The organism is Atribacter laminatus (assembly GCF_015775515.1).
Taxonomy (GTDB): Bacteria; Atribacterota; Atribacteria; order Atribacterales; family Atribacteraceae; genus Atribacter; species Atribacter laminatus.
Genome location: NZ_CP065383.1, coordinates 2,562,901 through 2,586,495, shown reverse-complemented (window position 1 = coordinate 2,586,495; position 23,595 = coordinate 2,562,901). Strand labels below are relative to the sequence as shown.

The window sequence follows — 23,595 nt, the reverse complement described above, 5'->3', positions numbered from 1 at the left end:
TTAAAATTATTAAGAGAATTACAAATATTTTTAATCGAACAATAATCCATCTGCAAAAACTAAACCATCGGTTGTTTCAGAGTAAGGGATTTTCATTAAGAAAGATATAGTAGGTGCTACATCTATAGTCCGAATTGGGGTTTTTCTGCAATAACCTTTTTTAATCCCTGGTCCAGCCATGATAAAAGCAGCTTTAACCGAACATCCACAATACTGAGTTGCAGGGAGATAAGAGTGATGTCTTCCATATTCAGGGCCTTCAACAACATCCTCAAATCCATTTCCTGAAAATTCTTTAGGGTCAATACCAGTAATACCATTAGCAAATTTGTTTGTATACCCCTCTTTATATAGGTATACAATGTCTCCCAAGCGGTCTCCCCAATTGCCAAGGTTTTTTACATCTTCTTTTCTTAAAGCTAAAACGATGGGATGTTCTCCTGTTTTCGGGTCTTTGATAGAGTATAGAACTTCTATGACACGATCTCTTACCTTTTCATATTCTGAAGGATCGACAACTCCGTCCGGGTCTCTCCCTTTTAAATTAATCCAAATATTTTGAGTGACATAATTTAACCCTGATATAACCTTACTCTTTTTTGTATCAATAATTAATCTACCGTTTTCATTTTTTTTGTAGGCTAAAAGATTATCTTCCAGTAAAAAATGCTCTAATAAAACGTATTTCTTTGTCGGTATTCCACCGTGATCGGAAACAACAATAACTACTGTTTCCTCATCAGCACATGCTGATACAACCTCACCTACATACCAATCAAGTCTTTTATACACTTCTCGAAACTTGTCCCAACACCTCCCTTCTTCATTTGGATCATAGGTTGGTGATTCCTTACACAACCCATTTAATTCATCGTGGTTTATGCCATCAGGCGAATGAATTTGTATGAAAAATAAATCCCAATCGTAGGTTTTTGCGAGATATCTACAGGTTTTAACCAGACCTTCTGCCATACCTTCAACGGTTTCATAAACCTGACAAAGGGGTGATTTTTTTGAACTGATCCCACCTTTTCGGTTTTTTTCTTGATCAAACGATGTTTTATCTAATCCAAGGTTATCAATTAACTCATCGGCGATATTCTGAGGGCTTGCCCAATTTTCTAAATTATAAATAGGAGTTCGATCTATTTGAATTAATTTGCCGTCTTGTGAAAGACTTAGAAGTTTGAGGCGAAATTTTCCATTAACCTTGGTTTTAAATTCTTTTCTTACCAGCATGTTTGCATAAACTCTTTCGCCTATTGTTGGTTGGAATTGTTCGTAAAGCCAATCACTTCCAACATTAACATTTAAAATGGCAATTTTATTATTAAAGTCCTTGTCTTTAGTTACTGCTATTGTGTCATATTTTTCACCACTCACCGAATAAATTAATAAATAATAGGTGGGATTGATTTTATTATAATCATGGATAATTTCACTAGTTTCTTTGGTAATCCACCCCTTTGGTGAATGGCTAAATTCTTCTCTTCCTGTAATATCAATTACCGATTCTAAGGGCTGTAAATTGGATACTGGTAAATTTTTCCAATCATTAGCTGGTAAAATTTCAATCATCAATTCATCAAGAGCGTCTGGTTTTGAAGAATACCTTCCCCATTCAGTCATTTTGCTTAGAGGAGAAGAAAATGGACCAGTACCGTCCACCACTATACCTTTTGGAATGTTTGAGGGCCATCCTCCTGGAAAATTTACAAGAATACTCTTTTTTCCCGCTTTTTCTGCCGACTGCCAAATATAATCAGCATGGGAAAGCCTATTCATAAAATGAGTTGTATTGGCATTAGCGACAACGGGAAATAGGTTGTTTCCCATGTCATAAACCTTTTCGAATGATTCTCCTTCTATATGAAATCCAAAAGAATTTATTCCGTGGGTTCCAGGTAAAGCTCCGGTACCAATACAGGTCCAGTTTGTAGGTGTTTCCACTTGAATCATAGAAAGCATTTCTGAAAAAACTCCGTTATTTATTAACTTTGTCATATTGGGGATTATGCCTTCATGAGAAAATTTTTTCACAAATTCTGGGATCATTCCATCAATTCCTATTAAAACCACTTTTTTCGGTTTATTCATATTATTTAATCCCTCCAAGGATATTTATATATTATATTACTTTATTTGTCTATTCATTTATACTATTGAATTTTATTATATCTTAAAACAATGTCAACCCCGATACCACACCAAGCCGCTTATTCCCGCCAAGAAAAGGAGAAGAATAGGATCGGTTTTCTTCCTGTAGATGAATATAAATATCACTATTCCAACTACAACAGAAAACCAGTCGGATATTCCCTTTTCAGCAATAGAAAAACCAGCTATGCTCATTAAAGCAATAACTGATGGTCTTAATCCTAATAAGAATTTTTTTACAAATATGTTTTTTTTGTAGTAGAAAATGAAATGAAAAACCAAGTAAACTAACAAAACCGAAGGCAAACAGAAGGCAATTGTAGCTATAAAAGAACCGAAAATTCCACCAACCTTAAATCCTGTAAAGGTCGCTGAATTAATTCCTATTGGTCCAGGCGAAAGTTCAGAAATTGTAACTAATTCTATGAACTCACCATTTCCTAACCAATGATGATTTTCTACTACTACCTTTTCAATTAAAGGAAGCGCAGCTAACCCCCCACCAAAAGAAAAAAAACCAATTTGAATAAATGCTAAGAAAAGTTGTAAATAAATCATCGAGTTCTCAGCATTCCAAGCATGCCCCCAATAAGCACAATCCAAAGAGGATGGATATTAAAGAAAAAAATCAAGAGAAAAAGAAATATAGCAATTAATAAATCCATCCAATTATTCAGCACACTTTTCCCAATATCTAAAACTGCTCCACCAATTAAAGCAACTATAGCAGGAGCAGCGCCGCGAAAAAAATTTTGAAATACAGTTAAATGACGATATTGTTTATAAAGTGATATGAAAACAATGATTACGAAAAAAGAAGGAATGGATGCCCCTAATACTGAAAAAAAAGTTCCTGAAATTCCACATACTTTTCGTCCCACAAAACAAGCAGTGTTTATAGCTATGGCTCCGGGCATACTTTGAGCTACTGACAAACCTTGAATGAATTCTTCTTCAGTCATTAATTCTCTTTTTTCAACAATCTCTCTTTTAATTAATGGAAGCATGGCATAACCACCGCCCCAGGTGAAGGCTCCAATTTTGAAAAAAGAAAAAAATAGATCAAAAAGAACTTTTCGCTTTTTTTTGCTAAAGAAAGTCATTTTAAGCTTTCAGCTCCACTGTATAGCGGCATTGATCAGCACGAACGATACTTTTTCGGTACTCAAAAGGTTTTTCATCCTCACCGAAAGTTACCCTCCGTACTAAAAGAGCTGGCGAACCTTCTTCGACTTGAAAAAGTTTTGATTCATAAAGATTCATCCTTATAACCTCAAACTCTTCTTTGGCTTTTTTTACAAGTACTCCCAATTCTTTAAAAAAAACATCATATAATATCCCTTTCTCAAGTTCTTCTTTGTTAAGAATTATGCTTTCAAATTGAGGAAGAAGATATATTTTTTCTAAAATGACTGGTATTTTATCTGCATACCGTAACCTTTCAATGGTAAAGACTTCACTTAAGTCTAAAGAAAATTTTTCTTGTACAGATTTTGTAGGTTTTTCTTTTTCCATTTTAATAATTTTAGAATAAAAATTTTGACCTCGAGCTTTCATATCTTTTGCAAAACTATAAAAATGAGAAAGATCCTGAGTTATTATTTTTTCTTTGACAAAAGTTCCCCGCCCTTGTTTTCGATATATTAACCCCTCGTTTTCCAATTCCTTTAGAGCTTGAGCGATAGTCCCCCTTGATAGAGCAAATTCATCACAGAGCTCAATCTCGGTGGGAATTTTCTCTCCTTCTTTCCATTCTTGTCGTTCAATTCTTTCTCTAAAAATACGGCTTAATTGATGATAAAGTGGAACTGGACTATTCTCATCTAAAATGAGTTTCATTAAAATCATCTCCATATATTGTCTATACAATTATACTTTTATATTTTATAAAATAAATACATAATAATCAATTGATAGATAATATGGTGAGCTTTAAATACTTTCAAAAAATATTAAAATTTTGAAAATCTCATCTCTTTTCCGCTTCCCCTCCTCCATATTTCCTCAAATTTTAAATTATTAGAAATTCAAGAATCAAGCATACCGTTATTTTCACAGATTAAAAAAATAGTCATGATTGCCGATTATTGATTATAAGTATCAACGTGTTCCTGAAACGCGGAACAGCTTGATATATCAAAAAGTCTGGAGGAAGAATTGTCATGAAAAAGATCATTCTTATTGTCATCTTGATTTTGTTGGCCGGGATCAGCGTGGTTTATGCATCAAATTATCCCCAATTGACCGGAACCTGGGTCGGCAGCACTTATGGCCATGGGTATTTCCCTATCAAGGGAACCACTGAGTACCACAAGTTCTTGGATGAAAGAGAATCAATGAAAGTACACTACATAATCCAGGAACAGAAAGAGCGTCTTTTCTGGGGAATCAAGAAAGTGTTTACCGACACAGGAGAAATGATGTTCGAAGAAGAATTCAGCGGTGCTTTTGAGAAGAATTCCCAACGGTTCTATATTATAGAGCACCTTGATGGCACTGGAATGGGACAGGTTATCAACGGAAATGAAATTGATATCGTCTATTTGGAGGGAAACGATCTGCCCAAAGTCATGATTTATCAACTCGTTCTGGAGGATGATGAATCCTAAGTAGCTATTTCTTGAATTTAGCGCTGATTGATTTCACTTCATTGTCCCAATCCTAAGTGAGACAGTTTTTTAATCTCATCAGACCACAACCTTAAATTAATTGTAGGTCTCTAAAAAACCCACCCACTAAAGTGGGTGGGTTCAAACCTTTTTTCTCTGAACGTCATTGGTTTGAGGTTAAAGCCCTTTAAAGGTAGCTATTCAGACTAGATCAGATCTTGATTTTTTTAATTACAGAATTACTACCAACCCTCTTTTACCAATTGTTAAATCTTCATTTTTTTCATTTTTTGGTTCACTTAACGATTACCTATCCTATAAAGACAATGATCAACTAAAAATGACATTATCTTGAGTAGCAATTTTCTGCTTTAGAATCTCATTAGACACCTGAAATGTCATCCCGAGGCTTCGTTTTCTGAAGCCGTGAGGATCTCATCTTTTTTCTTTTTCCAGACTACCAATTCCTCAGTTCCACAGCTTTATCTAAATTCAAGAATCAAGACTTGGGCCCTTTATTTTCATTAATTTAGCTAATCCTATTTGTGATTTATATTGACCCATTTTATTTTTTGTGCAACCTTCATATAAAATATATAAGTCTTGATTTAAAATAAATGGCGTACCAAACCAAATTGCAGAGTCATCCCAACTACCATTTTCTCCTTTTACAAAAATAGGATTATTAGGGTATTTTTCCCATTCAATTAAATTTTTGGATAAAGCTAAACCAAACCCGCTTGGAAAATCTTTACTTTCTTTATCTCCAGCATAAATCATGTAAAAACAATTATTTGCACTCAATATTCTTGGCGTTGTTACGGTTTTACTATCCCAACCTTCTGAACTTGAACTTAAAATGGGCTTCTTCGATTTTTCAGTAAAATGAATACCATCATTAGAAAAAGCTAAATATATATTATAGCCATCCTTATTACCCGGTAATACATAGAATAAATAAAATATACCCTTGTGAAAAACCACCTCGGGTGAACGACCCTTAATGATCGGATTCTCGTTAACCTTTTCAAAATGTTTTCCATCTACTGAAACTGATAAGCCAATTGCATCATCATATGCGCCTATTCCACTATAATAAAGATAAATTTTACCATTTGTATAAACCGCTGCTGGATCGGTAACATGATTATTGTCAAAACTATTCTTATTACTTGGCTCAACTACTGGCGTATTCTTAATATCAAACACTTTTATATCATTATTCACTTGCGATATCCTAGCTAACCCAATGCTTTCATGGTTATTTTTAACACCACCAAAAAACAAAATCGTTTCATTTTTGTATTCTAGAATGTCAGCAGTTGTAGCAGATTCTTGATAGAAAGTATTTTCCTTAGTCCCTATAAAAGGAATTTGAGAAAGTTTACTAAAATAAATTGTCCTATTAAAACTAAGTTTTTCAATAAGCGAGCTACTCATGCTTTAACCTACTTTTTTATTTATTATTCTTTTACCGCTCCTAAGGTTAACCCCATTACAATATAGCGTTGTAGAAACAAACTTAAAACCAGAACAGGAATTATTGATATGATGGTCATCGATGAAAGTTTACCCCATTCAATAAAATAACTTACTTGTGAAATTATCTCTACAGGCATTGTACGTGATAAGGTTTCAGTTAGCACAACGGCAAAGGGGAATTCGTTCCAACTAAAAATAAAAGCAAAAATTGCAGCAACAGCAATTCCAGGACTAATTAATGGAAGAATAACCTTATACAAAGAGTTTAACTTTGTACAACCATCTACTAAAGCAGCTTCTTCAATTTCTTTTGGAATAGAAATAATAAAATTCCTTAAAAGCCATACTGTAAAGGGTAAATTAAAAAAAGTGTAAACAAGAGAGAGAAACCACTTTTGATCAAGAACACCTAACCCTCTTGCAATGTGCCAAACTGGTATAAGGGTCACGATTGGGGGAAGGATATATAAACTAAGTATGAAAAAAGCAATATTTTCTCTTTTTTTAAATTTAAAACTCGATAAAGCATAGGATGCTAGTACTCCAATAATAACAACCATTAACGTTGCAAAAGATGAGATAATAATACTATTAAGAATAGCTTCCCTGAAGCTTGATGATTTTAAAACTTCTTGATAATTAACGTGAGTAAAATTTTCTGGCCAAATTGACCACAATAAATCCTTAGTGGGCTTTACAGAGGTTAATAGGAACTGAAATATTGGATAGAGAAAAAAAGCTATACTTACTATTGCTATTATGTAGGATATTATTAATGCTTTATTTTTTTGTTTAATCATTGAAGGTACTGACATAATTATAGCCAACCTTATTCTGTAGTTGATTGAAATATTTTGAGAAAAACATTGCTAATAATTAAGACAATAATGAGAACAATAAATGATAAAGCTGCTGCTTCACTTATGTTATAAAAACGAAAAGCTCTCTGATAAATATAAAACGAAATTACACTTGTCGCTCTTCCTGGTCCACCTTTAGTAACAGTATATACGATATCAAATGCTTTAAACTGTCTCATGATATTAAATAAAATAGCTAAAAAAATTAAACTTTTTAGCAGTGGAATAGTAATAAAGCGGAAACTTTGAAATTTCGAAGCTCCGTCAATATTTGATGCTTCGTAGAGTTCTCTTGGAATACTTTGTAGGCCTGCTAATAGCACTAAAGTAGTGAAAGGAGTATATTGCCATATTTCTACAAGAACAAGAGAAAATAGAGCTGAAATAGGAGAAGAAAGCCATGTTTGTTGCGAGATAGAAAATGCTTTAAAAACAGTATTAATTACACCACCCTCAGGGAAAAACATAAGATTCCACATACTACCAACAGCAACAGGTGTGAGCATTAAGGGGACTATTAATATTCCTCTTAAAAATTTTTTCCCTTTAGTAATTGTATTAAATACTATTGCAAGAACTAAACCCCAAGCAATTTCAAATAGTGTAGATAAAGCAACAAATGATACTGTCACTTTGAATGAATCATGAGTTATTTTATCTTTAAGTACCTGGATATAGTTATTTAATCCAACAAAAGAGCCTTTTGAATAAAAAGTGGTTGAAAAAAAACTCAAATATATTTGGTACACCATAGGATAAACAAGAAAAAATAAAATAATTAAAAAAGCAGGAATAAGAAACCAAAAATAAAGTGGGATTCTGCTTAATAAATTTTTATTTTTTAACATTGCATGCGACATCCACATACTCCTATTGTATGAATGAATTTCTGGGAGAAACTAGCTTATTATTTTAATATACCTGAATAATGTTAGTTTCTCCCTGTATCAAAAAAGCTATTTCAGTAGATTACCTTTTTTCAAAACTTCAATTGCATTTAATTCTGCTTCCTTCAAAGCATCTTGAACGCTTTTTTGTCCAGCTATTGCTTCAAAAACGATGTAAGAAACAGCTGCATCTAGTTCTAAAATATTTGGAATTTGAGGTTTGATTGAAATTTCAGGATAACTTATTGTTTTCATTTGAGCCGATAAATAAAGATTTGGGAACTCACTAATAGCTTTTTCAGCAGCGAGCTGTCGCGAAGGTGCCACATCGGGTAATAATGCTATTTGAGATTCAACGCTACTTGCAATTTTGATAAACTCCCAGGATGCTTGTGGATCTCTGGCATTGGTAGGTATTGTGTAAGCCCATTGTGCGAAACGTGCACCCAAGCGGTCTTTAGAAGGTGGAACACCATAAGCAGTATTACCAGCTGCTGCGGATTCATTTGGATCTTCAACTGATGCCAAAGCATATCCCCATTGTGAAGTCATGGCGGTAATACCTTTCTTGAAGGCATCAAAAGCCTGGGGAATTCCATAGGTTAAGACACCTGGTGGAACGACTTTATGTTTATGTAAAAGGTCAGCCATAAATTGGGTTGCTTCAATTCCGTTTTGATTATTGAAAGCTGGCTGAAAATTTTCATCAAGTAAATCCGCACCCCAACTATAAACAAATAACATCCAATAATCAGTTAATTGCCCACCTTCTGGTATAGATGCAAAAGCATATCCATACCTATCTGGTGTTCCATCACCATCAATATCTTTAGTCATTTTTTGACATACATCAAGAAATTCTTCCCAGTTTTTTGGAGTTCCCGCTATACCTGCTTCTTCAAACCAGTCTCTGCGGTAAGATAAAGGTGTAGTATCTGATAGTGATGGTATTCCATAGAGAAGACCATTTTGCCAATCTCTATAGGTCCCTGTTGGTTTATATTTACTATCTTTTGGCCAAAAAACATTGTCGAGTGTTATTGATAAAAAATCATTATAATCAATTGGATCTTTTTCAACAAACTCATTCAAGGGCATAACAGCATCGGACATGACATAAGACGGAAGAACCCACTCAACGTTAGCATTAATAACGTCATACGGTGATACTTTTGATTGAACAGCTAATTGTGCTTTTTCTAAGTAATTAACCCAAGGTACCTGTTCTACTATTACTTTAAAACCATATTTTTCGAAACCTGAAAAGACTTCTGCATATTTTTCTCCAGCTGGTGATGCTTGACATAAAAATCGTATTTCTTTTAATTGATCAGCTGCAAAAATATGAAAAGACAAAAAAGCTATTACTACTACTGTTAAGAAAAATATTAAAAATATTTTCTTACTCATTTTTTCATCCTCCCTTTATTTCACCAAAATAAATGGTGAGATAAATTTTTTTTTAAATTATTCATTAAAATTATCTGGCTTTGTGCCTAAAACCAAATATCCAATATCATCGTTTCCATTATTATCCAAACCATGTTCTAACCCAGTTGGGACATACACTGCGTCTCCGCTTTTTACAGATGCTTTTTCTTGGTCACAATAAAATATTCCATTCCCTTTGATAATATAATAAATTTCTTCTTGATTACCAAAGTGTTTCTCAAGTCTCTTTCCGGGATTTAGAATAGCATAATTAAAAAATAAAATTTTCTTTGACACTGTTAATTTTGGTGATACTGGACTATATTTTTGAAAACCTTCAAGTCCAACTAAAGACCTTTCTATTGCCTCTCCATGAACTAAGTAAGGTTCACATTCTTCCCAATTTACCTTTTTCATAAAAAACCTCCTCACATAATTTTCCAAAATAGGTTATGTGCTCAAGGGGTATTAAGGCATAATCCCACGACAAAATGAGTCCTTTTGATCCTGCTGATAGAGCGGAGCTAAAGCTCTTCCTAATATTCTCTAAATTACTAGCGCTACCGATCCCATTAATGCCTGCTACCACCGGTTTATCTTTAGCATATTTAACTGCTTTGCTCATTTCAACTTTCACTTGTTCAGGAGTTTTAGGTAATCCAGGATAGGTTCCTGAATAAAACATAGGTTTTACCCAATCACATTGACTTACCAAATCATTAAAATTTGCAGCGTATTTCCACGAATCTGCCGGTCCGTAGGTATTCAGTGCAACTTGTATGGAAGGGTTTAATTTCTTTATATACTTATAGAGTTCTTTATGAATCTCAGTAAAAGATTTTGATCTGAAGTGCATCCATTGTAAAAACTCTGGAACCTTATCTAAAAAATTAAAAACTTCATCTGGAGAAGTAATATTCTCAACGTGATGAGGAATAATACCCATTTCAATTCCTCGATATAACCCTTTTTTTATTTTTTCAATATCAATTCCTTCGGAAGTTGCTTTTTTAGTACAATAATCACAAAAGCAAGCCAATCCGACCTCCGGACTGTTAAATCGTTTTATACCAAGAGAATAAGCCAGTTCGTCAGTTAAATGGATAAAACCAAATTGTACATAATGATCAAGAAGTGCCAAAAAAATACCATCTAAATCATATTTCGTTGCGAGATCTTTTATAATTGATTTATAAAGATTCATCACTTTTGGGTTATTTGCACATAGAACCTTTGGAATAATTTTGCCATTGATTGATTTCATATGACAATCAGGGAACAAATCTGATTGAGGCCAACGATTGAGAATCATTGCGTAAAATTTAAATCCTAGTTTTTTGGCATAATATTGAATATCACCAAAAGGGTCTTTTGAGGATAAAAACAAATCAACATCTTTCATGGGTTTAATTGGTGTTGAGTCATATTTATCAAGCTGATGGTCAAAAAAATAACCGTTAACAACATGCTTATTTCTTTTTTTATTGTGATAAAGTGAATCAAAACCCGAGGAATCTAAATAGTCATGTTGAGATGCTACAAATATTGAATTTATTTTTCCCTCATTCCTTAAAAAGAGGAGCGCCTTTTCTATTCCCTCGTCAAACAATTCTTGGATAAAATGAATTTGCATCCCAATAATGCTATCCAAAAGCTTTTCTCCTTTTGATGTATACTTTTATTGTATTGCCAATTTGTAAATAAAATTCGATACAATTTCAGCAATTACAGTAAGGCCATTAATATCAACAACTTCAAAATCATCAATATAAGTATGCAAATATGGCCAACTTGCAGAGATTAATTTTGCTAGATATGCAGTTGGAACCCCGGCTAAAATAAACGGTCCATCATCTCCAGCATATTCAAGAGGAGTTCCTTCAATATGATAGCCAAGATTATTGCAAACATTAACAATTTCCTTATTGAGATTGCTATCGTTATTTACTAACTTTCCCATGCATATTGATTCCTCAATGTAATATAAATGGTCACCATTCCCAATTATGTCGAGATTTATACAACCTTTATATTTAGATGGGTCTTTCTTAACGTATTTGTCCACATATGCAAAAGAACCTATTTCTCCATATTCTTCCCCAGTAAATGACAGAAATTCAATTGACCTCTTGGGTGTAGGCATTCTGGATAAAATTCGAGCACATTCAAGATTTACTGCAACAGCTGTTGCGTTATCACAAGCTCCAGGTCCATTTGCATTATCATGATGCGCAATCAAACAAATGACTTCATCTTTATTTTCTTTTCCCTCTATTTTTCCTATAACATTAAGACCAAAGCTTGGACTAGCTTCAGTTTTAACATCAAGCTTGAGGATAATTGGTAATTTCTCCTCTCTTCTTTTAAAACCAGATGGAATCGCATACCATTCTCTTAATAATTCTTTTAGAAATTGACCGTCTTCATAAGTTATAGCGACAGCAGGTACAGTGAGTCCTTCAGGTCCTGAAAGAAGTGGCATTTGTAGAATTTTACCTGGAATCCGAGAGTGTTCTAAAAATCCTACTGCTCCTTTTTCTAAAAGCATTTTAGTAGGACCTTGAGGTGCAACTTCATCAGAGGCATTATCTAACATTAATGCACGAGGTGGATCTCTCATGATAATTTTATTTTTTATTTCTGCTTTTTCATAATCTTCTTTTGTGCCCTTGCCTACATATAATAATTCGGCGATTAAACCTTCTGGGGGAGTTGAACCTGAACCAAGTAAAGAAATTGAAGTTAAATCTTGTTCAATTGGCTTAATAACTTTTACTCTACAATCTTTTTGTTTCCAAGAAATGATGCCGTCTACTTTGTCAACAGAAACCTTAATTCCAATTTTATCAAATTCTTTCTTAACATATTCTGCAGCTTTAAATTCATTTTCGGTTCCTGCATGCCGTGGTCCAAATGATACTAATTTCTTAACATCATCAGCCATTCTCAACGCAGAAATATTTTTTCTCAAGTTTAATGAGATATCGTCCATAATTTACTACTCCCTTAATCAATTTTTGAAATTTTGTTAATAAGAAAAGAACTTTGTAAGTTAGATATATTATCTAACTTAGTATAAACTTGTGTCAACGTATTTCTCATATGAAAAAATCTAATTGTTTTAAATAAATTTCGTTATCTTTTTTATTAATATTTTAAATAATTTATCAGGGCTCAATTTAATTAATTTTTCCAGCTTATTAATAATTGAATGCTCATCCTCTGATTTCTTGAAATATCCCTTTTTCTTTAAATACTTTTGGGTCGTACACCTTCACTCCTTGAACCACTCGATGAATAACTCCAGTCTTACTTGGTGAATCGGGTTTGAAGCCGAGGTGAAGGGATTTGAAAAGACCCAACAATTGCCCAATCATGACATAGACTGGTGGGGTAAGAGAGTCGGGAAGAGCTGGTTGGGAATCACTCTTGATATCAATCACCTCATCTCCATATCGACTGATTTCATCATCCAGTCCCTCTCCGATGAGAATGGTTGTTTTTCCCAACTCCTGCTGTCGGATTTCCTTCAAGAGTTCCAGTTCATAGCGGCGAACATAGGGATCAGAAGCAAGAAAAGCGACGACCAAAGTTTGCTTATTGATGACCGCTTTTGGTCCGTGGCGCACATCAAGGAAGGTGTTGTACCCACACATGATCTGTCCGCTGGTGAGCTCCTGGAGTTTGAGGTGGGATTCAATAGCTGTTCCATAGTGACTGCCACTTCCCAAAAAGACTGCTCTTTGGAAATCACTTTCAGCGGTTTTCTTGACCACTTCTGAGGCCATGGTCAGCACTTTTCTTCCAGCCGCCACCAGTTGGGGAAGCTTTTGGGTGTACTCTTCAGGGGAATGAATCTGGGAACAGGCTTGACCGGCAATCACCATATTGCTAAACGAGGCCGTCATGGCTAATCCCCGGTCATTGGTCTTCTCATCAAGATCGATGACCAGACTGTTGGGATCGTGCCGTGCTCTTCGGGCTAAGCCACCCTCTTTATTACAGGTAATCACCAGATGACGTATGGAATCGGAGAATTGATTGGCAATCTCATAGGCGCCACAACTTTCCGGACTGTCTCCTGATCGGGCAAAGGAGATCATCAGCGGATTGATATGGGCAAAGTACTCCTCAGGATGAGTGACCATCTTCCCGGTTGAAACCACTTGAACCGGAATTGGAAAGTTCTGACGAAATAACCCTTGCAAACAATATCCGACAAATTCCGAAGTGCCGGCACCGGCTAAATAGATAAGATTCTTCTTCTTTTCTGATACCGAGTTAAAAAGCTCAGTTAACCTTTCTCGGTATTTGAAGACTCTTTCAACACTGGAAGCCCATAGATCCACTTGGTCATGGATCTCCTGGGGGGTATATTGAATACCCAGAGCTTCTTTTTGGGGATCATCCAGGGAAATGAATGCAGATAAAGGGTTCATTTATTAGACTCCTTTTTTCAAATCTCTTCTAAAAGATCAGTATTATTTAATAAATAATGTATAGCACCTACAATACTTGCATCTTTCTTAAGTTCAGAAATTTCAAACTTTGGCATATATAAAACCTTATCTTTTATCCCATCGTTGATAAGGTCGAGTAGGTAATCACCAGCATTAGAAAACCCTCCACCAAAAATAACTATTTCTGGTGTAAGTAAATTAATTATATTCGCTAAAGCCATATTAAAATAATCGAAAGAGCTTTTTAAAATTTGGGTTGCTTCCTGATCGCCTTCCATTGCTGCTTGAAAAACGGTTCGGCCGGTGATTTTGTCCTGATCACCTTGTGCTAATTGGAGGATTCTTGATTGAGGATTTTCTTTAACTTTTTCAAGACCTTTATTTTGTAATGCATATCCTGAAATTCTTTTTTCCAAACAGCCAAATTCATACGGCTTTACTGTATTATTCATAAATTCTTGAAGGCTTGAATAAAAATAGCCAAATTCTCCAGCCGAGTTATTAACCCCAAAATAAATATTGCTATCAATCATAAACGAACATCCTAAGCCATATGCAAAATCGATATATAAAACGTTTTTGTATCCTTTTGCCTTTCCTGCTACTTTTTCTCCCAGTAAAGAAAGCTTGGTTGAGTGGTTTATGATCACAGGAACATGATATTCAGATTCAAAATAATTCTTTATATCTGCTCCTTCGTTTTGGGTGTTTACTGGGGACCATTTCAGCTCTTTCCCCCGCTCGGCATAAACTCCTGGTGCAATGCATGAAATTTTAAAAATGAGACTTGGTTCGATTTTTAAGCTATTTATCAATAAGTGAATAAGATCTTTGGCGATTTTAAGTTTATCGTTTAGCCGATCTTCCTTTTTAAATTTTTCATAAGCTTTCTCGAGGATATTTCCTTTTAGGTCAGAAATGGCAACTGTACAATCTTCTCTTCCTAAATCGGTCGCAACAATATATTTCCTTAAATTGTTAAAGCGAATAAGAATTGGTTTTCTTCCTCCCTTTGATTTACCGATTCCAATTTCATTAATAATTACTCTTTGAAGTAAATAATCAATAAGGTTTGAAACTGTAGGCTTTGAGATTTTGGTAATCCTAACGATGTCAGCTCTTGATAGTGGTTCATGTTTGATAATGGTATTCAGAATTAAGTTTAAATTATTTTTTTTAACGTCTCTTTGTGACTGTTTTAGATAATGCATATAACACAATTCCTCAGGTCTTTTATAATATATTGTAGATAATAAACTTAACTAACCAAGTTGTCAATACTGTAATATATTATGTCATTTAAGTTTTAAAAGTGCACTAAATTAAAATTTAAAAGTGCACTAAATTGTAATGGGTAGATCATTATTACCATATAAATATTTCGTCGTCGGCTGGTGGAAACTGTGGGCAACTCGTTTTAAGAGTTGTCCAAGCGATGGGGATAATGATCCTTTCTATTATCCCCATCAGCGTCAGTATCCACCAGAGCCTCCTATGGTATAGACTTCTTTTTAAGAAGAAGGAGGTCGAAATCCATGGGACAACAACTTCATAAGCGATTTTCCACTGAAATGGTTCAATCCTATTTGGAACGATATCTTGATAAGACCCTTGAGCTTTCTTATCTTTTAGATATCCTCGGTATTAAAAGAAGACGGTTTTTCCAGCTCCTCAACCGGTATCAGACTGATCCGAAACATTTTTCTCTGGTGTTTCCCAGGGAAAAACCACCTCGAACCCTTGCTCCCGAGATTGAAATCAACATCTTTAACGAACTGGCTCTGGAAAAAGTCCTGATCGTGAATCCCGACCTTCCCATTCGAACCTACAACTATAGTTACATACAAGATGAACTCTTTCGGAAATACCAGCAAAAAGTATCTCTTCCCACCATCATTAACCGGGCGAAAAAACATGGCTTTTTTCAAGAAAAACCACCCAAAAAAACTCATGACCGGGAAGTCCTCACCCACTATATCGGAGAACTCATCCAACATGATTCCTCCCATCACCGCTTTTCACCCAGTGCCGAAGACAAGTGGTATCTTATCACCAGCTTAGATGATTATAGTCGGATGATTGTCTTTGCCCAGTTCGTCTTAAGGGAGACCAGCTGGAACCATATCCAAGCTTTAGAAACCGTCTGGCTGCGCTACGGCTTTCCTTATTCTTATTATGTCGACAATCACTCGATCTTTCGTTTTGTTCAAACCCGGGATAGTTTCTGGAGAAAACATCAACGTCTCACTGATGAAATCAATCCCCAGTGGAAACAGGTCTTAGATGAATGCCGGGTCAAGATCGCCTATGCTCTTTCACCCCAAGCCAAAGGCAAAATTGAAAGACCTTTTCAGTGGTTGCAGGATCGCATTGTTCGGACCTGTTATCGGGAAAACGCCACTACCATTGAAGAGGGACAACAGATCCTCAATAATGAAATGAATCGCTATAATTATCATCAGGTTCATAGTACTACCGGAGAAATACCAGCGCTCCGGATGGCAAAAGCTTTCGAGCAAGGAAAATCACTTTTTCGAGAATTTACTCTTCCGGTTCCTTTCCAATCTACCAAAGATATCTTCTGCTTACGAGCGGAACGGGTGGTGAATCCCTACCGGAAGATCTCCTTTCAAAATGTTGAATTCAAGGTTCCCGGGGTTCCGATCCGGGAAAAGGTTCAGCTCCGTATTGTCCCAGATGACGAAATGAACCTTGCTGAAATTCGTTTTTGGTATAAATCCCAGTTGGTGGGAATAGAAAAGATAAAATGTTCGGAATTAAAATTAGTGCAATTTTAAAACTTAAAAGGTGCAATTTTAAATTTTAGCTAACATACTGTAATATATTATTTAAAGCATCAAAAATTTCGTTTCTCATAAATCTGTTGGGAAATGCATGGTTTTCTTTAAAGTTAAACAACTTAACGAAGAAAAGTTTACTTCTCAGAAGTTGATTTCAAACAAGACAGAGATTTAAAATAGCTCAAATTATGTTTAACACATATAAGAATTTTTGATGATTTCGGAATAAAAAAATGGTTCATCAAAGGAACCTTAATTGAGTCTTCACTCCGTATTCCTGAATTTAATTTTCTTTTCCTTTATCTCCCCCTCGCCCCCTCTCCCCCTCGGCATTTTTCACCAATACTCCTTCCTCATTGTTATTTTGGCCGCGAGGATCTCATCAACCAAATCCGTCATTGCGAGACCTCGTTTTTTGAGGTCGTGGCAATCTCCTCCGGTTCATCATTATTATTTTTTAACATTGTAAATCCATTTACGGGTGTGATAAATCAAGTCTCTACAAAAATTTAAAAAATGCCGTCATCCTGAGCCCTCACTTTTCGAGGGTTTGAGGATCTCATCTGACGCCGCACACGTCATCCTGAGGCTTCGCTTTATGAAGCAGTGAGGATCTCATCTTTTATCTTTATTCATAATTCCTCTAAACCACAGCATTTTTCATAAATTCAAGAATCAAGACCTGACCCTCTGGATTCATAAATTCAAGAATCAAGACCTGACCCCCTGATTTCTTCTGGCAACTGGCAGCAATGCCACGTTGACTCACACCTTGGCTGTGAAGCCGAAGAATTTCTCGATACTTGATCATTTATTTGATCAGCCTCCTAATGAAGATTTACACTTTACAGTGTATTTCCTCATTATATGTCAGGTGGATCTCTCCATGACCAAGGTGGGCCTATTTGATACTCATGGTGGACCTTTTTGAGTATACGAGTGGGTCTATCCCAAAATATTACTCACATATGAGGGATAAGATGATAATTTAAAATCTTGAACCAATTAAAAACAGTGGAGATTTGCCTTGAATAAAATTTGATTAAATTAATGATGAGATTTCGAATTTAATCCAGAAAATCAACAAATCTATCATCTTTATTTACTAACTGCTCATAAATCCTAACCATACCCTCTACCCACCCTTTTTTTAAGGTTTTTCATTGTAGGCAATCAATAAAAAAATTCAATAATCAAGACCTGACCATTTGAGTTTTGTTAGTTAGTGGTTTGTTGGATTATTTGACAAATAGGTGAAAAGGTCGCAAAAAATTTAATACTATCTCGCCAATTCGTCACATTTGCCAGGGATGTAATTTGACAAACAATCGAGATAAGACTAAAATTTTTGATACTATGTCGAACAAACGTCAAAAGGATACAATAATAAAATTGGGAGAATTCCTGTCTCGGCATGCTGTATTTACGGTGGACGAATTAGACCGCTTTTTGTCTGTCAAGGGACCTGTTAAAAGGAATACCCGCAGGTCGCTCCTAACGTACTATCGCAATCAGGGGAGAATAGTATCTATACGCCGTGGACTTTATGCGACCATTCCTTTGGGCAACAATCCTGTGTCGAGCCCAATCGATCCTTATCTCGTGGCGGCAAAAATGAGCGAAGATGCGGTTATTGCTTATCACACGGCGTTGGAATTCCATGGAAAAGCGTATACAGTCTACTCGAGGTTGTATTACTTATCCGCGCGTAAATCGCTTCCATTGAGTTTTCAATCTCATGTATTTACCCGTGTTCCCATACCGAATCTCCTTCTGGAAAAGGGAAAGGAGATGTTCGGTGTTGTAATCCACAGACGTTCTGGTGTGGAACTCAAGGTAACCAATCTTGAAAGAACCTTTGTCGACGTACTGGATCGACCGGATTTGACGGGGAGTTGGGAAGAAATATTTCGTTCTCTGGAATCGGTCGAATTCTTCGATCTGGATCAGGTCGTTGAATATGTTCACCTGTTGAATAATGCGACGACCGCTGCAAAGGTTGGTTTCTTTCTGAATCAACACAAAGAAACCTTGATGGTTGACGATGTCCACCTGAATCTGTTGAGAAACCTGCGTCCCCGGCAACCACACTACCTTGATCGCAGCCAACGCAAAGAGTGCCGGTTGATTAAAGAGTGGAACCTGATGATTCCTGTCGAAATTATAAACCGGTCATGGGGGGAAGTGCTGTGAAATTCTCGTCATCGGATGTATTACAAGTGGCTGAGGTTACCGGTTTCAAAGCAGGGATGGTTGAAAAAGTTCTTCACCTGATGAACTTGCTCAATGCTTTAAATTCACATCCGTTCTTAAAAGGTAAATGGATTTTAAAGGGCGGCACGGCTTTAAACATGTTTTTACTAAACCTCCCAAGATTGTCAGTGGATATCGATCTCAATTACATCGGAAAGTTAGATCGCGAGGAAATGCTGGCTGAAAGACCAAAGATAGAACAGGCGATGCAAGCGGTGTTTTCTCGAGAGGGGTTCAAAACTAAGAGAGTCCCAGACGAACATGCTGGTGGAAAATGGCAACTTACCTATCAGAGCTATACGGGACAATCCGGTAATCTCGAGGTCGACATGAATTTCATGTTCAGACAACCGCTCTGGGATTTTCATCTCGTCGATTCACAACCGCTCGGAAATTTTCAGCTCATGGGAATTCCGGTTCAAAATATTTACGAATTAGCAGCTGGCAAACTTTCGGCTCTATTGGCGCGCGGGCAGGCAAGAGATTTGTTCGATAGTCATCGGATTCTTCATATGGACAATCTGAAACATGACTCGCTTCGCCTAGCATTCGTTGTTTACGGAGGGATGAACCGCAAAGATTGGAGGACCATTTCAATCAAAGACGTCGATTTCAATGCTGTGGAATTAACAAAATTACTCATTCCCACTTTACATGTCCGTGAAACAAAGGAGCAAATTTCTATGGAGGAATTCGGGGCACGCCTTGTAAGGGAATGTCGTGAGGGTTTATCTGTAGTCTTACCTTTCACAGATTCCGAACGGGCATTTTTGGATCTACTAATGGATCGAGGAGAGGTTGATCCTACCCTTTTGACCACTGATTCATCTCTTCAACAGCGCATACGATCCCAGCCACTTCTTCAATGGAAAGCTTATAATGTAAAACATCACAAGGGATTGTCCTGACGAAAAAATCCTATATCGATTTACACATTCGTTTTCAGATTAATACTAATCATTCAATTGACTCAACTCCAAATTTTCCAAGTTTAAGCTTTTATCTCATCTTCCTTTGCTAGAAGAGCATCTCTATTCTTTCAAACATCCAATTTCCCCATTTTGTTTCTCATTTATTATCATTTATTTAAATCAATTAGACTTATATTTTCCAAATATCTTTAATATTCAAGACCTGAACATCCCACTACAAATTTCAAGCCATTTTTAAAATATTTCTCTCGTTTTCTTCTCGGATTTCATAGAAGCGCTTTTCTTTTATGAGTGACCAAATAACCCTCACCAGATGTCTCCCCAGTGATCGGATAGCCTGATTATGCTTTTTCCCTTCTAATCGTTTTTTCTCATAGTATCGCTTTGATTCTTCGACTTGCCAAGAATGATGAGCCACCGCAACCATCATTGCTGCTTTAGTTCGAGTATTCACTGATTTGGCAACTTTACAGCCTTCTTTTTTCCCTGAACTATTATCAAGTGGTGCCATTCCTAGGTACAAAGCTAAGCTCATATCTTGCGGAAAACGACTGAGATCGTCAATTTCACCAGCTAGTTCAGCTGAAGAAATTGGTCCAAAACCAGGAATACTTCCGATGGTTCTAGCCAGATCTGATTGTTCGCAGAGAGGCTCGAATTCGTTTTCAATGGTTGCAATGGCTTCCATAAGCGCTAGTATGCGTTTGGCATCCTCAATGATCATGGAACTGACCAAGTCAACATCAGTAGAAAAATGAGCTTCTTTTTGCCAGGAAGCGATTACTGCAGCATACTTTTTCCCGACTCCTTTAATCTTGAGGAGACTCTCTTTCCGCATGGTAGCGAGATTTCGGAGTGAAGGACGGCAGGTGAGAAAATGGAGATACCAGCGACTATCAACATTTTTCACCAAATCAACTAACCCCGGAGCGACTGATTGCAAGGAGAGCCTTGCATTCGATTCTGGATGCTGATCTTTTCATTCACCAACTGTCGACGTCGTCGAGTGAGCCGTTTGAGGGTCTGATTCACTCCGTTTCCTGGTTTGATTTCGGTGATGGCTCAACGCTCTCCTTGGAAAGAAGGAGCAATCCGCATGAACTCGACAATCTTTTTGGGCACAATCACATCAGTTTTTGCAGGACCAGAGAACAGCTCTTTGAATCGAGCCAGTTTTAAATTATTGATGTTATACAGGATATAGCCTTTCTGTTGAATCAATTGATCAAGAGGTCGAGCATACCCATTAAACCCTTCCATTCCGATTATGACTGGACATTTCAAAGTTGATTCATAATGATTAATTTCAGAAAAAAGAGAGTTAAAACCACTGGCATTATGAGAAATCCCAAATTCTTTAAAGATGTGTGCCATTTGATTCTGCAATGGCAACCTGATGTGAATGACATCCAACATCGATGCCAACCAGAAGGTGTTCGTTCATGAGCGGAGCCTCCAAGCTTGATATATTGAGGATGTATTCTTTATTGTCCCACATCGCGTCTATTAACAGAGCCACAGTCACACGACCGGCACCATCCCAGCAGATGTTACGGGACAATAAAAAAACGAGGGCGGCATTTCAGAGTCGAGTGAACCCAGTTTCCTGGATAACGAACCCCAACAGCCACACCCCCGTCTCAAATAGCATAGCATATTTTATCCGGGGATGCCTCGTTATCCTCTCAAAATTGTATGATAGTTATCCTCTCAAAATTGTATGATAGACCCTTTGAGTTATGGTGAAATTTTCTTAAGAAATATTGTTTATCATCCTGATCACATTCCCATTTTAAAGGATTATTCATAATATATTCACGGATTTGGTTTAATTCAATTTCATTCCTGATAATATGTTCATAATAATTGCGCTGCAATAATCTCCCGTTAAACGGTATCCAACCATTTTGTTTTACTTGACGGACATATTCATTGGTGGTTATGGTTTTGAACCATTGCACAAGTGTTGGTATGGATGAACGTATAGTGTATTCACGATTTTTCCCAATTTTCCGTAGGGGTAGACCTGGGTGTCTGCCCTTTTTTTGTTCAACCGATGAATTTTGATTATCTTTTGGGCGGACACATCGGTCCGCCCCTACGGTGTCTGACCTCATATCTGGCCGCATGGTGGTTGTATCGATTTTATGGATAATAAAATGGATATGGTTGGGCATGATAATGTATTCATCGTATTGAATATCGGGAAATTTATTGGATAATTCCCAATACCATTTTTCGATCATTTTCCCGGCAGCATTTAAATGCATTGTCTCTCCTTTAATGTCTCCAAATAACCATTGGTAATTCTGGGTGTCTATGGTTATGAAATACATCCCAGCTTGGGAATAATCATAATCCTTTAACCGAAGCGATCGACGGTGGCGGAGGTCTGGATTCTCTTTCATGTTCTCTTTTTTATTTTTCCCATCTTTATCAACCGATAGAAAGCAATAATCAGGACAGCTTCCATAGTCTTGGCAATGGCTATTGAGATGAGCAGCTTTTCGACAAAACATGGGTTAGACTCCCAACCAGTTACTATTGAGGGTGGGATTTTGAGCAAGGTATTCTTTCCAGACCTCATCCCGACTCTTGAACTTTTTCTGGGCTTTCTCATTCAGCCACTTATCGACTTGGGAGTCGTTTTTAAAGAGATACTCAGGAGTTCCATAGACTCGTTCTTTGTCATTGTTCCCACAGTGAAAGGGAGATTGCCGAAGGTTGGTGATAGCAGCTTTGAGTTCATCGACTGAAAAAGATTTTAACCTGGCTTTGATCTGTCGTTCTCGTTCTCGGGTTAAACGCAAGGGTCCTTTCCAAAGACCTTGAAATTCCTGGTTATAGAAGTCCATGATGGTTTGAGGAACGGGGTTGGTACTTTGAATCTTGGGCTTAGCATTGTTGGTTTGACGAGTACTGGGTTTGGAATTATTAGGTTTTGGATTCATTACTATTGGATCTTTTACATCTTTTACATTTATATTCTCCCCCTTACTTACCGAACGCGATTCGGCGTTAGCCGATAAATCTTCTCCCTTCCCTTGACAATCCCTTCCCTCTTTTGGTTCTTTTTTATTTCTATTTAAATTCTCTTTATATTTATCTTGTAAGCAAGGTGTAAGAAAAGTGTCAGAAGATGAAAAAGAGTCCTGGGATTCTTGAGTATCTTTTGAGTGTTGGATCTCTTGATGATCTTGAGGAGCTCTGATTTCATAACGGCCGGTACGGGGGTTACTCTTATAGGGTTTCCAGGTAATCCAGGGAGGAAGAGGCACTTCTGGAGGTTGAGGGTTTTTGATGGTCTGGTGTTTATGAAAGTTGGCAAGATACAGCCCATCTTTCCCTTGGACTTGGTAGGAAATGAGTTTATTCTTTTCAATAAGCTTAGCTGTCCAGTCATTTAGAATTTCAATGGTCACTTCTTCATTCAGTGGGAAAAGAAACAGCTTAAAAGCATAGGGATCATTTTCTACGCATCCTGAATCATCAGCCAACTGCCAAAGACCAATGTAAAAGAGTCGTTCTTCTAAAGTAAAATTCCGGATCATTTCGGTGTCAGTCCAAAATGATGCTTTGATTTGACGATTGTGGAGTTTCATAAAGAGGGCCTCCTTAGTTATTTTTTTTTGTTAAAAAGAAGTATTAAGAATGATCCGATGCGGGATCGGAAGGATAAAGCGGACGATTTTCAGAAACCGAACTTAGATCCGAACTCGGACA

23 protein-coding genes are annotated in these 23,595 nt (G+C 36.5%); 4 read left to right on the top strand and 19 right to left on the bottom strand.

The window, feature by feature from the left end:
• Positions 1-30: 30 nt before the first annotated feature.
• From RT761_RS11650 to RT761_RS11635, 4 genes are all read right to left on the bottom strand, one after another.
• Entirely contained in the window at positions 31-2,097 is a 2,067-nt protein-coding gene (locus tag RT761_RS11650; RefSeq protein WP_218111590.1) for an alkaline phosphatase family protein, read from the bottom strand.
• 93 nt (positions 2,098-2,190) lie between these two features.
• Complete coding sequence (locus tag RT761_RS11645; RefSeq protein WP_218111589.1) at positions 2,191-2,715, bottom strand: chromate transporter; 525 nt, start codon at positions 2,713-2,715, stop codon at positions 2,191-2,193.
• Complete coding sequence (locus RT761_RS11640; protein ID WP_218111588.1) at positions 2,712-3,260, bottom strand: chromate transporter; 549 nt, start codon at positions 3,258-3,260, stop codon at positions 2,712-2,714. Before RT761_RS11640 ends, RT761_RS11645 begins: the two co-directional genes overlap by 4 nt.
• A 1-nt stretch (position 3,261) precedes the next feature.
• The gene (locus RT761_RS11635; protein WP_218111587.1) at positions 3,262-3,996 is read right to left on the bottom strand and encodes a GntR family transcriptional regulator; all 735 of its coding nucleotides are present in this window, start codon (positions 3,994-3,996) and stop codon (positions 3,262-3,264) included.
• 323 nt (positions 3,997-4,319) lie between these two features.
• Here RT761_RS11635 and RT761_RS11630 point away from each other — a divergent pair, with 323 nt between their 5' ends.
• The gene (locus tag RT761_RS11630; RefSeq protein ID WP_218111586.1) at positions 4,320-4,766 is read left to right on the top strand and encodes a hypothetical protein; all 447 of its coding nucleotides are present in this window, start codon (positions 4,320-4,322) and stop codon (positions 4,764-4,766) included.
• 492 nt (positions 4,767-5,258) lie between these two features.
• On the opposite strand, the gene RT761_RS11625 is transcribed toward RT761_RS11630, so the two are convergent.
• From RT761_RS11625 to RT761_RS11585, 9 genes are all read right to left on the bottom strand, one after another.
• Complete coding sequence (locus RT761_RS11625; protein ID WP_218111585.1) at positions 5,259-6,206, bottom strand: glycoside hydrolase family protein; 948 nt, start codon at positions 6,204-6,206, stop codon at positions 5,259-5,261.
• Positions 6,207-6,229: 23 nt separating this feature from the next.
• On the bottom strand, positions 6,230-7,063 hold the full coding sequence (locus RT761_RS11620) for a carbohydrate ABC transporter permease (protein WP_218111584.1): 834 nt from the start codon (positions 7,061-7,063) through the stop codon (positions 6,230-6,232).
• 14 nt (positions 7,064-7,077) lie between these two features.
• Positions 7,078-7,956: a carbohydrate ABC transporter permease gene (locus RT761_RS11615; RefSeq protein WP_218111583.1), complete on the bottom strand. Its 879-nt coding sequence runs from the start codon at positions 7,954-7,956 to the stop codon at positions 7,078-7,080.
• A gap of 108 nt (positions 7,957-8,064) precedes the next feature.
• The gene (locus tag RT761_RS11610) at positions 8,065-9,405 is read right to left on the bottom strand and encodes an ABC transporter substrate-binding protein (RefSeq protein WP_218111582.1); all 1,341 of its coding nucleotides are present in this window, start codon (positions 9,403-9,405) and stop codon (positions 8,065-8,067) included.
• Positions 9,406-9,462: 57 nt separating this feature from the next.
• Positions 9,463-9,843: a cupin domain-containing protein gene (locus tag RT761_RS11605; RefSeq protein WP_218111581.1), complete on the bottom strand. Its 381-nt coding sequence runs from the start codon at positions 9,841-9,843 to the stop codon at positions 9,463-9,465.
• A complete protein-coding gene (locus RT761_RS11600; protein WP_218111580.1) occupies positions 9,815-10,828 on the bottom strand; it encodes a beta-galactosidase in 1,014 nt (337 codons plus the stop codon). Before RT761_RS11600 ends, RT761_RS11605 begins: the two co-directional genes overlap by 29 nt.
• Positions 10,829-11,104: 276 nt before the next feature.
• Positions 11,105-12,418, bottom strand: a complete 1,314-nt coding sequence (locus RT761_RS11595; protein WP_218111579.1) for a M20/M25/M40 family metallo-hydrolase — start codon at positions 12,416-12,418, stop codon at positions 11,105-11,107.
• A 223-nt stretch (positions 12,419-12,641) separates the two neighbouring features.
• Positions 12,642-13,865, bottom strand: a complete 1,224-nt coding sequence (locus RT761_RS11590; protein WP_218111578.1) for an SIS domain-containing protein — start codon at positions 13,863-13,865, stop codon at positions 12,642-12,644.
• 17 nt (positions 13,866-13,882) lie between these two features.
• A complete protein-coding gene (locus RT761_RS11585) occupies positions 13,883-15,097 on the bottom strand; it encodes an ROK family transcriptional regulator (protein WP_218111577.1) in 1,215 nt (404 codons plus the stop codon).
• A 324-nt stretch (positions 15,098-15,421) separates the two neighbouring features.
• Between RT761_RS11585 and RT761_RS11580 the strand changes: the two genes are divergently transcribed.
• Complete coding sequence (locus RT761_RS11580; protein WP_218111242.1) at positions 15,422-16,684, top strand: hypothetical protein; 1,263 nt, start codon at positions 15,422-15,424, stop codon at positions 16,682-16,684.
• A gap of 646 nt (positions 16,685-17,330) precedes the next feature.
• Here the strand turns inward: RT761_RS11580 and RT761_RS11575 are convergent.
• Positions 17,331-17,498, bottom strand: a complete 168-nt coding sequence (locus tag RT761_RS11575; RefSeq protein ID WP_218111576.1) for a hypothetical protein — start codon at positions 17,496-17,498, stop codon at positions 17,331-17,333.
• 506 nt (positions 17,499-18,004) lie between these two features.
• Between RT761_RS11575 and RT761_RS11570 the strand changes: the two genes are divergently transcribed.
• The gene (locus RT761_RS11570; RefSeq protein ID WP_218111575.1) at positions 18,005-18,880 is read left to right on the top strand and encodes a type IV toxin-antitoxin system AbiEi family antitoxin domain-containing protein; all 876 of its coding nucleotides are present in this window, start codon (positions 18,005-18,007) and stop codon (positions 18,878-18,880) included.
• A gap of 26 nt (positions 18,881-18,906) precedes the next feature.
• Complete coding sequence (locus tag RT761_RS11565) at positions 18,907-19,848, top strand: nucleotidyl transferase AbiEii/AbiGii toxin family protein (protein WP_218111574.1); 942 nt, start codon at positions 18,907-18,909, stop codon at positions 19,846-19,848.
• Positions 19,849-20,095: 247 nt separating this feature from the next.
• Here RT761_RS11565 and RT761_RS11560 read toward each other — a convergent pair whose 3' ends face one another.
• From RT761_RS11560 to RT761_RS11540, 5 genes are all read right to left on the bottom strand, one after another.
• Positions 20,096-20,815: a transposase gene (locus tag RT761_RS11560; protein ID WP_218111573.1), complete on the bottom strand. Its 720-nt coding sequence runs from the start codon at positions 20,813-20,815 to the stop codon at positions 20,096-20,098.
• A gap of 119 nt (positions 20,816-20,934) precedes the next feature.
• On the bottom strand, positions 20,935-21,246 hold the full coding sequence (locus RT761_RS11555; RefSeq protein WP_218111572.1) for an IS110 family transposase: 312 nt from the start codon (positions 21,244-21,246) through the stop codon (positions 20,935-20,937).
• Positions 21,230-21,397, bottom strand: a complete 168-nt coding sequence (locus tag RT761_RS11550; RefSeq protein ID WP_218110910.1) for a hypothetical protein — start codon at positions 21,395-21,397, stop codon at positions 21,230-21,232. Before RT761_RS11550 ends, RT761_RS11555 begins: the two co-directional genes overlap by 17 nt.
• A 160-nt stretch (positions 21,398-21,557) precedes the next feature.
• Entirely contained in the window at positions 21,558-22,391 is an 834-nt protein-coding gene (locus RT761_RS11545) for a transposase (RefSeq protein ID WP_218111571.1), read from the bottom strand.
• Between the two features lie 3 nt (positions 22,392-22,394).
• Positions 22,395-23,474 (bottom strand): hypothetical protein, encoded by a 1,080-nt coding sequence (locus tag RT761_RS11540; protein WP_218111570.1) that lies wholly within the window; start codon positions 23,472-23,474, stop codon positions 22,395-22,397.
• Positions 23,475-23,595: the final 121 nt, after the last annotated feature.

What these genes read in the sequence shown, in the direction of transcription:
- RT761_RS11610 (WP_218111582.1), bottom strand. Translation starts at nt 9,405, where the DNA reads ATGAGTAAGAAAATATTTTTAATATTTTTCTTAACAGTAGTAGTAATA.
- RT761_RS11645 (WP_218111589.1), bottom strand. Translation starts at nt 2,715, where the DNA reads ATGATTTATTTACAACTTTTCTTAGCATTTATTCAAATTGGTTTTTTT.
- RT761_RS11600 (WP_218111580.1), bottom strand. Translation starts at nt 10,828, where the DNA reads ATGAAAGATGTTGATTTGTTTTTATCCTCAAAAGACCCTTTTGGTGAT.
- RT761_RS11630 (WP_218111586.1), top strand. Translation starts at nt 4,320, where the DNA reads ATGAAAAAGATCATTCTTATTGTCATCTTGATTTTGTTGGCCGGGATC.
- RT761_RS11605 (WP_218111581.1), bottom strand. Translation starts at nt 9,843, where the DNA reads ATGAAAAAGGTAAATTGGGAAGAATGTGAACCTTACTTAGTTCATGGA.
- RT761_RS11580 (WP_218111242.1), top strand. Translation starts at nt 15,422, where the DNA reads ATGGGACAACAACTTCATAAGCGATTTTCCACTGAAATGGTTCAATCC.
- RT761_RS11575 (WP_218111576.1), bottom strand. Translation starts at nt 17,498, where the DNA reads ATGATCAAGTATCGAGAAATTCTTCGGCTTCACAGCCAAGGTGTGAGT.
- RT761_RS11595 (WP_218111579.1), bottom strand. Translation starts at nt 12,418, where the DNA reads ATGGACGATATCTCATTAAACTTGAGAAAAAATATTTCTGCGTTGAGA.
- RT761_RS11615 (WP_218111583.1), bottom strand. Translation starts at nt 7,956, where the DNA reads ATGTTAAAAAATAAAAATTTATTAAGCAGAATCCCACTTTATTTTTGG.
- RT761_RS11620 (WP_218111584.1), bottom strand. Translation starts at nt 7,063, where the DNA reads ATGTCAGTACCTTCAATGATTAAACAAAAAAATAAAGCATTAATAATA.
- RT761_RS11540 (WP_218111570.1), bottom strand. Translation starts at nt 23,474, where the DNA reads ATGAAACTCCACAATCGTCAAATCAAAGCATCATTTTGGACTGACACC.
- RT761_RS11585 (WP_218111577.1), bottom strand. Translation starts at nt 15,097, where the DNA reads ATGCATTATCTAAAACAGTCACAAAGAGACGTTAAAAAAAATAATTTA.
- RT761_RS11635 (WP_218111587.1), bottom strand. Translation starts at nt 3,996, where the DNA reads ATGAAACTCATTTTAGATGAGAATAGTCCAGTTCCACTTTATCATCAA.
- RT761_RS11640 (WP_218111588.1), bottom strand. Translation starts at nt 3,260, where the DNA reads ATGACTTTCTTTAGCAAAAAAAAGCGAAAAGTTCTTTTTGATCTATTT.
- RT761_RS11545 (WP_218111571.1), bottom strand. Translation starts at nt 22,391, where the DNA reads ATGTTTTGTCGAAAAGCTGCTCATCTCAATAGCCATTGCCAAGACTAT.
- RT761_RS11555 (WP_218111572.1), bottom strand. Translation starts at nt 21,246, where the DNA reads ATGGCACACATCTTTAAAGAATTTGGGATTTCTCATAATGCCAGTGGT.
- RT761_RS11625 (WP_218111585.1), bottom strand. Translation starts at nt 6,206, where the DNA reads ATGAGTAGCTCGCTTATTGAAAAACTTAGTTTTAATAGGACAATTTAT.
- RT761_RS11650 (WP_218111590.1), bottom strand. Translation starts at nt 2,097, where the DNA reads ATGAATAAACCGAAAAAAGTGGTTTTAATAGGAATTGATGGAATGATC.
- RT761_RS11590 (WP_218111578.1), bottom strand. Translation starts at nt 13,865, where the DNA reads ATGAACCCTTTATCTGCATTCATTTCCCTGGATGATCCCCAAAAAGAA.